The 12,248-nt window shown below is 47.6% G+C and carries 16 protein-coding genes and 1 other annotated feature; of the genes, 2 read left to right on the forward strand and 14 right to left on the reverse strand.

The features are described from left to right. Positions 1–27 precede the first annotated feature (27 nt). Entirely contained in the window at positions 28–471 is a 444-nt protein-coding gene (locus KB186_RS18160; protein WP_106656758.1) for an ACT domain-containing protein, read from the reverse strand. A 185-nt stretch (positions 472–656) separates the two neighbouring features. Between KB186_RS18160 and KB186_RS18165 the strand changes: the two genes are divergently transcribed. Continuing rightward, positions 657–809, forward strand: a complete 153-nt coding sequence (locus KB186_RS18165; RefSeq protein ID WP_232774110.1) for a hypothetical protein — start codon at positions 657–659, stop codon at positions 807–809. A gap of 50 nt (positions 810–859) precedes the next feature. Here the strand turns inward: KB186_RS18165 and KB186_RS18170 are convergent, their stop codons facing one another. The 9 genes from KB186_RS18170 to KB186_RS18210 form a co-directional block, all read right to left on the reverse strand. Beyond that, positions 860–2,038 (reverse strand): NAD(P)/FAD-dependent oxidoreductase, encoded by a 1,179-nt coding sequence (locus KB186_RS18170; RefSeq protein WP_221869300.1) that lies wholly within the window; start codon positions 2,036–2,038, stop codon positions 860–862. A gap of 42 nt (positions 2,039–2,080) precedes the next feature. After that, positions 2,081–2,536, reverse strand: coding sequence for a helical membrane plugin domain-containing protein (locus KB186_RS18175; RefSeq protein WP_047072800.1), 456 nt, complete (start codon positions 2,534–2,536; stop codon positions 2,081–2,083). A 289-nt stretch (positions 2,537–2,825) separates the two neighbouring features. After that, positions 2,826–3,491 (reverse strand): PilZ domain-containing protein, encoded by a 666-nt coding sequence (locus KB186_RS18180; protein ID WP_173608468.1) that lies wholly within the window; start codon positions 3,489–3,491, stop codon positions 2,826–2,828. Positions 3,492–3,499: 8 nt separating this feature from the next. Then, positions 3,500–4,777, reverse strand: a complete 1,278-nt coding sequence (gene obgE, locus KB186_RS18185) for a GTPase ObgE (RefSeq protein ID WP_173608469.1) — start codon at positions 4,775–4,777, stop codon at positions 3,500–3,502. Positions 4,778–4,790: 13 nt separating this feature from the next. Continuing rightward, complete coding sequence (locus KB186_RS18190) at positions 4,791–5,375, reverse strand: sporulation initiation phosphotransferase B (RefSeq protein ID WP_012685565.1); 585 nt, start codon at positions 5,373–5,375, stop codon at positions 4,791–4,793. A gap of 201 nt (positions 5,376–5,576) precedes the next feature. Then, positions 5,577–5,870: a 50S ribosomal protein L27 gene (gene rpmA / locus KB186_RS18195; protein WP_005832382.1), complete on the reverse strand. Its 294-nt coding sequence runs from the start codon at positions 5,868–5,870 to the stop codon at positions 5,577–5,579. Between the two features lie 7 nt (positions 5,871–5,877). Further along, positions 5,878–6,228, reverse strand: coding sequence for a ribosomal-processing cysteine protease Prp (locus KB186_RS18200; RefSeq protein ID WP_173608471.1), 351 nt, complete (start codon positions 6,226–6,228; stop codon positions 5,878–5,880). A 13-nt stretch (positions 6,229–6,241) separates the two neighbouring features. Next, complete coding sequence (rplU, locus tag KB186_RS18205; protein ID WP_047072807.1) at positions 6,242–6,553, reverse strand: 50S ribosomal protein L21; 312 nt, start codon at positions 6,551–6,553, stop codon at positions 6,242–6,244. 10 nt (positions 6,554–6,563) lie between these two features. Beyond that, positions 6,564–6,642: a sequence feature (ribosomal protein L21 leader region), on the reverse strand. A 57-nt stretch (positions 6,643–6,699) separates the two neighbouring features. After that, positions 6,700–8,175 carry an Rne/Rng family ribonuclease gene (locus KB186_RS18210; RefSeq protein ID WP_173608472.1) on the reverse strand — a complete coding sequence of 492 codons (1,476 nt, stop codon included), beginning with the start codon at positions 8,173–8,175 and terminating at the stop codon, positions 6,700–6,702. A 107-nt stretch (positions 8,176–8,282) separates the two neighbouring features. Here KB186_RS18210 and aac(6')-35 point away from each other — a divergent pair, with 107 nt between their 5' ends. Continuing rightward, positions 8,283–8,822, forward strand: a complete 540-nt coding sequence (gene aac(6')-35 / locus KB186_RS18215; RefSeq protein ID WP_232774111.1) for an aminoglycoside 6'-N-acetyltransferase AAC(6')-35 — start codon at positions 8,283–8,285, stop codon at positions 8,820–8,822. 10 nt (positions 8,823–8,832) lie between these two features. Here aac(6')-35 and KB186_RS18220 read toward each other — a convergent pair whose 3' ends face one another. From KB186_RS18220 to rodA, 4 genes are all read right to left on the reverse strand, one after another. Then, positions 8,833–9,669, reverse strand: coding sequence for a M50 family metallopeptidase (locus KB186_RS18220; RefSeq protein WP_232774112.1), 837 nt, complete (start codon positions 9,667–9,669; stop codon positions 8,833–8,835). Next, positions 9,662–10,447, reverse strand: a complete 786-nt coding sequence (locus KB186_RS18225; RefSeq protein WP_232774113.1) for a M23 family metallopeptidase — start codon at positions 10,445–10,447, stop codon at positions 9,662–9,664. The genes KB186_RS18220 and KB186_RS18225 overlap by 8 nt, the downstream gene beginning before the upstream one ends. A 159-nt stretch (positions 10,448–10,606) precedes the next feature. Continuing rightward, positions 10,607–10,807: a cold-shock protein gene (locus KB186_RS18230; protein ID WP_005832370.1), complete on the reverse strand. Its 201-nt coding sequence runs from the start codon at positions 10,805–10,807 to the stop codon at positions 10,607–10,609. 308 nt (positions 10,808–11,115) lie between these two features. Continuing rightward, the gene (gene rodA, locus KB186_RS18235) at positions 11,116–12,246 is read right to left on the reverse strand and encodes a rod shape-determining protein RodA (protein WP_173608476.1); all 1,131 of its coding nucleotides are present in this window, start codon (positions 12,244–12,246) and stop codon (positions 11,116–11,118) included. Between the last annotated feature and the right edge of the window lie 2 nt (positions 12,247–12,248).

Raw genomic sequence — 12,248 nt, forward strand, 5'->3', positions numbered from 1 at the left:
CCTGCCTTTTCTTTGATTGTTTTTTACTTAGCCTCTACCGACGATCATCGCTTTGCGAACGCCCGGGATCAGCTGCAAGCTATCCAAAAACTCCGTGCTAGATACGCGAAGATTAGCCATATCGACTGACATGGATATGGTAGCAATCCCTTGAAGTGGAATCGTCTGATTGATGGTCAAAACGTTTCCACCTTGATCTGCTACATATGTGAGCACTTTGGACAAGTAACCTGACATGTGATCCAAAGAGAAAGTAAACGTCATAATTTTTTCGCTCATCATCGCATTGAACGGAAAAATGCCATCTTTGTACTTATAAAAAGCACTGCGGCTCAATCCTACCCGTTCAACCGCTTCATTCACGGTATCCACTTCGCCGGATTCCAGCATCTTCTTGGCTTCAATCGTTTTGGCAATCGATTCTGGCAGGATGTCAGATCGAATCAAGTAGAATTTTTCTTCCTTTTTCATGCGTTGTGTCCTCCTGAGAAAAACAGTTGTTTCTTCATAGAGGACATTATAACGGAAAGCATCTCATGTGACAATCCTTATCCGTCACTTTTTTTCATCGGATCATATTTGGTTTACTTTAATTACATGAGAGGAGGCTTCTTCGCGCACAATAATGCGTATCGTATGGAGGAGGTGAAAGGCAAATGGCCGGACGTGGAAAGTCAGATAAATCGGAGCGTCGTAACAATCACCCAGCAGGTAAGCCAAGCAGTCTCGATCAGTTTGGCAATGGCATGCGGGGCAAAAAGATGGCCCAATCCCCAAACGTGATTGAAGATCCCAGCGGAAACGGATAAACAAACACAAAAAACCCGGGACATTTTAATCCCGGGTTTTCCTGATTCGATTAGTATGCCAAAGAGGACAGACCGTTGATATGAGTCAAGTAACGAACGTTACTCGCTTCTTTCATCAAGGTTGCTGGCAAGCCTTTGAGCTTCAGTTGGCTTGCACCGATTGTTCCGATTGCGTCTTTACGGCCCAGGCTACCCAGTGTACCGGAGAATACCGGTTTGAAGGTATCCATTTTGGTGCCGTTGAAGTGCGCGAAGAGATTGTGACCTACTACTTCGCCCATTTGCCATGCCAGTTGGGCAGTCGGAGGGAATGGACGACCTTCTGGCCCCATTACAACCGCACTGTCACCTGCAAGGAATACATCAGGGTGAGAAGTGGATTGCAGGAATTCTGTAACAGTTGCACGCCCGCGGTTTACTTCCACGCCGCACTCAGCTACTACGCGATTGCCTTGTACGCCACCAGTCCATACCATTGTTTTGGTTTCAATGGTACCGCCATCTTTCAGGCAAACTGTGGTTTCTTTCATTTCCGTTACAGGTACGCCTGTCAGGAATTGAACGCCACGTTTTTCCAGGCTCGTTTTCGCACGCTCAACCAGGTCAGGAGCAAAACCAGCCAAAATGGATGGACCTGCCTCTACGCAATAGATGGATACGTCTGCAAAGTCTACGCCATGTTTGTGGCACAAATTTGGCAACATATCAGCGAATTCCCCAACAAGCTCGATACCTGTCAGACCGCCACCGCCCACAACGAAGGTAACATCTGCTTTATTTTTGCTTGTCTTGTATTCAATCACGCGCTCTTCGAGGTGTGCGCGCAGACGATTTGCTTCTTCTACCGACTTCAGTGTAAAGCTGTACTCTTGCAGGCCCGGGATTCCGAAGAATGCGGTTTCACTACCCAGCGCAATAACTAAAGCATCGTATTTGATGGACTCGCCGCTCGCCAGTGTTACGCGTTGGGAATCGAGACCAATATTTTCTACCGTGTCTACTACGAGGTTAATCTCTTTGCCACGCAGCAATCTTTCCAGAGGGAGCGCTACGTTTTGTTCAGACAGGTTTCCTACTGCCAAGCGGTGCAGTTCCGTAATGATTTGGTGAGTAGGAAAACGGTTTACCACCGTGATCGACGCTTCTTCAGCCGTCATGTATTTACGTGCAGTCAATGCGCTGAGCAAACCGCCATAACCGCCGCCTAGAATCAGAATATGCTTCGCCATGCCCAATCCTCCGTCCTTGTCTTCCATTCCATAATAAAAAAACTAGCGTTTTTGTTGTTGACGTTCTGCTGTTACTTCCAAGAATGCTTGTGCGAAACGCAATGTTTTTTGTACTTGCGGATCTTTGAGCATTTTGAGAATACCGAACAAACCGATCGTAGACTCTTCTACGTGAACACGGTCATTGGCTTCAATGGCTGCTTGGGCAATACCCTTTGCTTTATCAGAGATCGGTTTTACGAACTCTTCCATTCCACCTTTGATGTCGTCGATCAATACATGATCATTTGCAACCGTTTGTACCAAATCATACGTTTTGGTCAAAAGAGTTGTCAGTTCCGCCAATTTAGGCAGATTCGCCACCAATACGTTCAGTGACTCTTGGATTTCTGGTTTCATCAGCTGATCCAGTACATCTTGTTGCTGCGCTGGTGCCAGAGTAGCAGTGCTTGCTACTTCTGCAGCAGCTTGAGCTTGTTGCGTAGTTGTTTGAGACATAAAAAAACGTCCTCCTTTGCTTTGGAATAGAGGCCTTTCATTCTCGATGCCTGTTCAAACGAGTAACGGCCGCTATTCTCCCTGAAAATCCGGTAAAAAATTATTTGTAACATTTTTCACAAAGTAAAGCAAACAACGGATTCGAATAATCAAAAGTGAATGATTTCACAAGTATTTATTCAGGAAAGCGTACACAACAAATCATAAAGTGAACAGGCTCGATTTAGAACTCTATGTACACTACTATATACCTTCTTCACAGGAACATCAAAGGAAAAAAACCGCTTCCTTAGGAAGAAGCGGTAGTTGAGAGCCTTTTATAGTAATCTTTGATGATTTCATGGTGCTTCTCATTAATATCCGTAAAGATTAATTCAATGATTGATTGCTTGTCCTGGAACGTTTTTTCCACGATTTTCGCCATCATGACGATCTCCTGCGCTTGCTTCGGTATCTTGAAAGACAAATGGAGAAAATCGCCCTTTGACACATAACCGTCCGTTCCCAAAACAAGACGGGTTGGAGAGAATTTCAGCAACACTGCCTCGCCTTTTTCTTCGATCGGTCTAGCTCCCATCACCTTGTAAGGGACAGAAATACCGAGATCTGGGGAGATGGGATCCTGCTTGCGCTTTTGTGTAATTTCTACCCCTACACTAATCGGAATCATCCCTAAAAGCTTGATCGGCCAAAGCGTTTGCTCCGAAACTACTTCCAAATCAATAGTGTTCACTGCCGCATCCGTCTCCCAACGAATGCGCACAGTTGATCCGAGAAGCTCTGCTTTTGTTTCAGGCTTCATCTCATACGAAACGACGAGATAACTGCCCTTTGCATGTTCAACCAAAACTTGGACAGGTGTCTTCACCTGCTTGGAGATGATTAGCGGTAGCGTCGCACCGCGTTGGAGTCGTTTATCCCCCAAAAATGGGTTCAGTGATGGGATATCAATCATGGTTTTTGTCACTCCACAAAGTCAAACTCTAATTTGCCGATCCGAACGGTATCCCCGTCTTTTGCTCCCAGCTTGCGCAGAGCATCATCTACACCCATACTGCGCATTTGTCTTGCAAAACGCTGGGCTGCATCATAGCTGTTCAGATTCGTCATGCGTACGAGTTTCTCGATCTTTTCACCGCTGACGACAAACACATCATTATCACGCGTAATCTCGAATGCCTCTGGTTCTTTTTCTGCTCGGAAGACCACGCGCTCTTCCACTTCCGCAACTTCCTCTACAGCAGGCTTGTCCGGAATCGTCGCCAAGGTATCCCCGATCGCATACATCAGTTCTTGTACGCCTTGACGGGTTGCAGCAGAGATTTCGTACACCTTCACATCTGGAGCTTTTTCCTTGAAAATACGCAGGTTTTCCTCTGCTTCTGGCAATTCCATTTTGTTCGCGACTACAATTTGCGGACGATCTTCGAGCTTGAGGTTATACATCGTCAGCTCTCGGTTGATCTGCAAATAATCCTCGTATGGATCGCGTCCATCAACCGCTGCCATGTCAATCACGTGGACGATCAAGCGTGTACGCTCTACGTGACGCAGGAATTGATGACCAAGGCCTACACCTTCATGCGCGCCTTCAATCAATCCTGGCAAGTCAGCCATGACGAAGCTCTGCTCCCCCAAATCCACAACACCCAGGTTCGGTGTCAGCGTCGTAAAGTGGTACGCCGCAATTTTTGGCTTCGCAGCTGTTACACTGGACAGCAGCGTGGATTTTCCTACACTCGGATAACCAACCAAGCCCACATCTGCAATCAGTTTGAGCTCCATGACAATGTAACGCTCTTGACCTGGCTCACCGTTCTCCGAGATGTGTGGAGCTGGATTCGAAGAGTTGGCAAAACGAATATTGCCTCGTCCACCACGTCCGCCTTTTGCGATCACAGCACGTTGTCCTTGCTCCACGAGATCGGCAATTACTTCTTTGGTATCATCATCAATGACAGTTGTTCCCGGTGGCACGCGCACGACCATATCTTCTGCGCCTGCTCCGTGCTGAGATTTGTTGCGGCCATGCTCTCCGCGAGGTGCTTTGAAATGTCGTTGATAGCGGAAATCTACCAGTGTACGCAGACCTTCATCCACGACAAATACGACATCTCCACCTTGACCACCATCTCCACCCGCTGGACCACCCAGCGGTACGTACTTCTCCCGGCGAAAGGAGACGGCTCCATTACCACCGTCCCCGCCTTTTACATATACTTTTACCTGATCGACAAACATGGTGTCACCTCTTTCATTCCGCGAATGGAACCACCAATTTCAGGACCCATTCTTCTTCCGTATGTATCCACTCGGTGACCTCCACCGTACTCTGTTCGCTTTTACGTATCAGCTTTTCCAATTCTTCCATTCCGGATGCACGAAGTACACCGGCCAGGTCAAAACGAAAATGAACGCCACGCTCATCCATCTGCAAGCTCACTTGCATGCTGGCTGCTTCGTATCCACTCTGGTCTACATGATCGTTCACTGTGCATAATATCTCTGACACCAACTGAAACAAGTCTTGCTCGTTCAAAACTACTCGCGTGAGATCCACATGATTGCACACGTCTACTTCTAAAAGCAATTCATTGTTCAGTGCGTTAAATGTCAAGAAGAAGACGGACAACAAGGAGCTATTCAATCGGGCCACCATCGATTCCTGCATCGCCATCTGTGCGATGCGCTTCAAATGGGCCTCTCCTTGTTCAGTACGGTTCAAATGCAAATAGCCGAGCAGAACCTGAACATGGTTCAACCAGTCATGCCGCTGCCTGTTCAGAACGGTCAGCAGTTGGTCTGTCTGATGCGTAAACAGCCTCCGCTCGTCCCCCATCACATTCACCCAAGTCGATAAGAATATCTTTCCCATCTATTGTACCATAAAAAAACCTCTTTCGAGGCAAAATCATAGAAGAGCGACCGCGTTTTACTGGAAGTTTTTATGCGCTCCGGAATTTTTAAATTCCTGCTCGTTAAAAAAGAGCCGGACAAAAAGAAAACCCAGCTATATCGCTGGGTTTTTCTTAACAAATATTTACGCTTCGGAAGCAACCGGCTCGATCACAACTTGTTTGCGATCACGGCCCAGACGCTTGAAACGAACAACACCATCTGCAGTTGCAAACAGAGTGTCGTCTCCGCCTTTCATTACGTTCGCACCTGGGTAAATCTTAGTTCCGCGTTGACGAACGAGAATGTTACCAGCAGTAACGAATTGCCCGTCGCCACGTTTCACGCCCAGACGTTTGGAAATGGAATCGCGACCGTTCTTTGTGGAACCTACCCCTTTTTTCGATGCGAAAAACTGAAGGTCCAAGTTAAACAGCATGTTCATATCAGACACCTCCCTGCCATTTACGATCATTTACTTTTACGTATTTACCGTAGTTCGCCTCAACTGACAAAAGAGCAATTACCATGCTCTCTGCCAAAAGCTGTTGTTTCTCGCGTGCAGTCTCATCCTCCGAAGAAGAAAGACTCCACTTCAAGAACCCACCGCCTTCTTGTGCGACAGCGACATCAGGAGTGATGCCGGTCAAAGGTTGGATGGCGTTTAATATACCAAAGCTGATGCCTGATACAGCAGAACAAACGATGTCTGCCCCATAGGCACCCGCATTGGCATGTCCGGAAATACTAATTTCATGGATACCGTGCTGCGCACGGCTCACGATCACTTCAATCATAACAAGTCACCAATTAAGCGTTGATCTTCTCGATCACAACTTTGGTGAATGGTTGACGGTGACCTTGCTTGCGACGGTAGTTTTTCTTGGCTTTGTATTTGTACACGATAATTTTTGCAGCTTTACCGTGTTTTTCTACTTTACCAGTTACCGTTGCACCAGCTACTGTAGGAGCTCCTGCAGTAACTTTGCCGTCTTTGCTTACGAAGAGAACTTTGTCAAAAGTAACAACGTCTCCTTCGTTGCCAGCCAATTTCTCGATGAAGAGAACTGCTCCCTCTTCAACTTTGTATTGCTTTCCACCGGTTTCGATAATTGCGTACACTGTGTGCACCTCCTATACTCAGACTCGCCTTTACAGGTGCGTCGACAAGCGACGGCTTATGTACCTGATTCGTGCGGTTACAGTATGCACGAGGCATATCTGCATGACAACCATTAGGTTATCATAGCTACAATAGCCCAGTCAAGTTATTTCGATTGTAATCGCTGTGCCTCTGCCCGATTTCCGACGTATCCAATTTGAAAATTGTCTGGACTCATAGAAGGGACCAGCCGCTTATAGATCTGGACAGGCCATGTAATTCCTTCTGCTTTTTCCCACTCGTCTATCATATCCAACACTCTTGGTGGCATGTCCACGAGAACAGCCTCTGCATCTTGGCTCTTTGCCAAAGCGGTGACTTCGGCGTACAAGCGCCGGAACAGCTCGTCTACTCGCCAAACTCTCCCTCGACCCTTGCATGCCTCACATGGCTCCGTCAACCGCTCCATCAGGCTCGCACGAACTCTTTTTCGCGTCATCTCGACTAATCCGAGCGACGTCATCCCGAGAACAGTCGAAGGCACAGGGTCCTTCGCCAGCTCTTGTTTCAATCGCGCGATCACTCGTTCCTTATTGCCCTGCTCTTTCATGTCAATGAAATCAATGATCACGATGCCACCGATGTCTCGCAGCCGCAGCTGCCGGGCAATTTCAGCTACCGCCTCCAGATTGGTCGCCGTCACTGCCTGCTCCCGCTGTTGCCCTCCCCCACCAGTGAATGAACCGGTGTTTACATCGATGACCGTCATCGCTTCTGTCCTATCAATGACCAAGGACCCTCCACTCTTAAGCGGGACTTGTCGATCACGAGCACGAATCAACTCTGCCTCGACTCCCAAGAAGTCAAAGAGCGGCTGTTTGCCCTGATACCAGCGAAGCTTCTCTTGTACTTCCGGAGCAAGAGCTGCCAACGCCGCTTTTACCTCCTGATGAGTCGCCGCACCTTCTACCAACACCTCATCCATTCCGTTCGCCAAGCCATCTCGGAGCGCTACCTCAATCAACTCGGCATCCTGAAAAATCCGCCCGGTCGAGCGCAGTCCCTCCGCTGTTCGCAGCATATCCTGCCAGCGTTTGCGCAAATAAGTCAATTCACTAATAAGTGTCTGCTCTTCTGCTTCCGCTGCTTCCGTGCGCAGAATGCAGCCTTCCCCTTGCTCTACTGTCGAAGAGATAACCTGTTGCAGTCGTTTTCGTTTGGTATCATCGGATATTTTACGCGAAAGTGAAATGCTTTCTTCAGTCGGAAGGTACACCAGGTAACGCCCCTGCAAGCTGATCCGCATCGTGATTTTTGGCGCCTTCATTTCCATCGCCTCTTTACTCACTTGAACCAATACCTTTTGCCCTACGTGAACACGTTCCGCAATACTTGGTTTCGCTGTTCCACCCGGCTCCACACCGACCGTGTCATCTACGTACAAATAAGCATTTTGACCTGTACCAATATCAACAAAAGCAGATTGGATACCAGGCTTCACATCTGCGATCCGTCCTTGATAAATGTCACCAACGCTTGCGTGTGTCCCCACATCCTGTGTACGCCATTCCTGTAATTTCCCGTTTTCCATAAATGCGATGCGGATGCTGCCACCTTGTGCACTGATTGCTACTTGCTTCACTGCTTTCACTCCTTATTCCCCGTACAAACGTTGCCCAAAAGAAGGATAACCGGGCTCATAGGAAGTAATCTAACATAGCTACCAAGTCAAGGTAAAGGAGATAAACCATGATTCATACTGGTGATCTTAAAATAAGAACATTATCCCCTAACGATTCCGTTCATTTAGTCAAATGGCTTTCTGACGAGCGCGTTTTGGCCTATTATGAAGGTCGCGATCGGCCACATGACGAGTCCCTCGTACTGCAAAGCTTTTTTTCAGAAGACGACGGTGAAACCCGCTGCCTGATCATATACGCGGATAAACCAATTGGCTATGTGCAATTTTATCCGCTCGATGCCCCGGCAAAACAACAGTATGGGTATGCAAAAGACGACGTTGTCTACGGTATGGACCAGTTCATCGGAGAGCCTATTTACTGGAATCGCGGTATTGGCACTCAGCTCGTTAAAGCTATCCTCCACTATCTCCACACGGAAAAACGAGTTCAAAAAGTAGCCATTGACCCGCAAGCATGGAATGAACGAGCCCTCCGTTGCTACGAAAAATGTGGCTTTCGAAAAGTAAAAGAGCTTCCTCGGCACGAATGGCACGAAGGAAGCATGCGTGATTGCTGGCTGATGGAATGGATCGCTCCTGCTGATTAAGGACTAATGTCTAAAGGAGCTTGCCCACTGCAGCGTCGTGCTTTTGCTCAAACAAAAGGGCATACAAGAGCTGTTCCTCTGCCAAGAGACCCGCCCCTTGTACGTAGAAAAGATGGGAGCATCCTCGCCGAAGCTTGTGCGAGACAGCCAGTACCGTTTCCTCGGGATGCACGCGTATCGCTTGAACAGCAGCTTCTTTTTGCTGCCGGTCGTATTTTTCCACCAGGAAGCGAAAAAATTGATAAGGAAACCGCAAAAACGCCTGAATGTTCAACGTCAATAAATAAATCCCGATTACTGCTAAGTTGTACTTCAACTCCAGGCTGGACATCCCCACCATGATCCCCGCAAACAGCGTACTTCCGGACATCGATATCATCGTCGCCTGCCTATACGACATAAACCAGCATAGAACGGCCAACAAGATTCTCCCGCCATCCAATGGCCAGATTGGCAACAGGTTAAACATCGCAATCGTCAAATTGCTTACCAAGAAAAAGCGGGCCCACTCTTCCGTCCAAATCCCCATAAACCAAAACAAGTACGAGGCAGCCATCATCACCATATTTAAGAAGGGCCCTGCGAGCGCCACGACAATCTCATCCATTGGGTCCGTAGCATACGAGTCTTCCATCGTCGCTACTCCACCAAAAGGCAGAAGCTGCACTTCTTTTACGGTCCATCCGAGCTCACGCGCCATCGCTACATGCCCCAATTCATGGATCAGCACGATGACAAACAAGGTAATGACCTCCAAAAAATGGCCTGTCACCACGGACAAGCCAATCACCGCCCAAAATAGCAGGTGAATGCGAAACCGAATGTCGAGCCAGCCTCCCCTATTCAAACGGAATCACTTCCAGGGGGTTTACAAATTGCTCATTCACTTTGGCCCCTACATACAGATGACGTGATGTCTGATCCATTACCCGAGCGGTTCCGATGACTTTACCAGGTGCAAGGACCTCGTCCTTCGTCACCCCTATACTATCGAGATTGCCCAGCCATATCTCCCGCCCTTTGGTTAGACGAACAATCACTGTCGTCCCATAATCAGGCTTTTCACCGACAAAAGCAACCCAACCAGCTTCTCCGATCGTGATTTGATCGTTCATACCCGTATGCAGGATCACATTCGCACTCTCTGGATCATAGGATTTTACGACTTTCCAGCTATTCGGGAACTTCCATACCGCACTTGCATCCTTCGTCGTGCTCGTGGCTGGCACGGCAGGGGGATTGGTAGGTATCGAAGGAAGCATCGTCGGAATCGGTCCAAATCTCGCTTCATACCAGTCCGCTACGCCTGAAAAATTAAAGTCCCGTGTCATGACTTCCTTCGCGGAGCTTTTCCATGAGGCAGGAATCAACGTTGTTTGAAACAATACATAAGCAGCACCAATCAATAAGACAGATGCTAAAATTTGCACGCCCCACTTTTCATGGGACGGTGGTTGGTCCATCAGATCGTTCTCGCGCGGCGAATCATTGAATGGGTTTGGCGTTTCTTCGATTGGATCTTTCCAATCATCGACGTACGGAGTATAGCTGTCTCGCGACTGTGTTCGGATTCGCTCCAAACGCTCCCTCCGTCGTTCTTTTACACGATCTGCTCTTTCAAACATGTCCATCCCTCCGCAGGCCAAGCCTTTAGTATCATCCTATGACTTGTCTATCTGCTTTATGACGAGCGTTGTCCTTCTCCAACGCCCCAGCGTATCGGCTGGAAATACGCAAAAAAGACAGTCTCCCCAATGAGAGACTGCCTTTGAATCTGTCAATTTTTACAGTTTAGTTACGCTAGCAGCTTGTGGTCCACGGCTACCTTGAACGATTTCGAACTCAACCTTTTGACCTTCGTCAAGAGATTTGAAACCTTCTGACTGGATTGCGCTGTAGTGTACGAATACGTCGTCGCCACCCTCAACTTGGATGAAGCCGTATCCTTTTTCTGCGTTAAACCATTTTACGATACCTTGTTGCATGAAACAAAACCTCCCTGAACATTACGCCCCACGAGGCGAAAGAGTGTAGCGTTAACCTCTTTTTTACAGATAAGCCTTTTGCGTCAAGGAAAAAAAGTCATACGAATTGCGATTGACAATTGGTGACGTCACTCACAATACGTACGACTCCATACCAATCAATCAAACACTATAACTTGTAAAAATGGTTAACTTAGGATGATTTTAGCATAAGTATTTGCATTTGTCACGCATTTCATGAGTGTTCAAAAAGTCTTCTATTCAACACCGAGAAAGTGGCGAGAACCGAAGACTTTTTGAACAACTATTTAATCAAAACGCAACTTGTCCTTACGCATCCCAATGTTGAGGACCACACCAATGATCAGGAAGTTGGTTACAAGCGAGCTCCCTCCGTAGCTAATGAACGGTAGCGGAATACCCGTAATCGGCATCAACTGAATTGTCATCCCGATATTCTCAAAGATCTGGAAGGTAAGCATCCCTACGACACCCGCGACAACGTAGGAGCCGAACGGATCTTTTGCCTCCATCGCGATACGGATCATTCGGTAAATCAATACGAAAAACAAAATCATCAGCAAGCCCGCTCCGACAAAGCCCAGCTTTTCTGCAATGACGGTAAAGATAAAATCACTTTCTCCTACCGGCACCCATCCAAAGCTCGCTTGTGTGGGCGTATCAATCCCTTTTCCGAACAGTTGCCCTGAGCCGATAGCAATCAAGGCTTGCTTGAGCTGGAACCCTCGTCCCATCGGTTCAAGATCCGGGTTCATCCAAAAGACGATCCGATCCCACTGATACGGCTTGATAATCTTGAAAAAGATATCCTGCTTGTATTGATACAACAGTGTCATAGCGGCAAAAAAACTGCCGACCAGCCCGCCCATATACAATACATGCTTCATCCGTATACCACCAACGATTAGCATAGTGGCAAGCATACCCGTATAAACCATCGCTGTACCCAAATCGGGCTGAATTAAAATCAAAAGCAGTGGTACACCAACCAAAGCCATTACCGGAATCAGCTTATAAAAATAGTAAAACCGATCCTGATCGTTTGCCCTCTTGGACAAGAAGCGGGCAACCGTTATGATCGTGAACAGCTTCATTGGTTCAGAAGGCTGAAACAACACAGGGCCAAGGTCATACCAGCTCGTCGTATTGTTAATGGGCTTTGTTTGAAATACCCCGATCAACAGAATCAGACCGAGTGCATATAAGACATAGGCCGTGTTGTGGAATAGACGATAGTCAAATAGCAATGTCACACCTAACACAATAAAGCCGATCACATACCAAATGACCTGCTGATGCGCCTTATCTACACCTGCCGCAGAACCGGAAATCCCCAAATAGCTGAAGACACCCAGACCTGCCATAATCAAAATGATGGTCCAGTCAATGGTTTTTAAATGACGTTTTTCCAGGTCCATCC

Source organism: Brevibacillus sp. AF8 (assembly GCF_021270385.1).
Taxonomy (GTDB): Bacteria; Bacillota; Bacilli; order Brevibacillales; family Brevibacillaceae; genus Brevibacillus.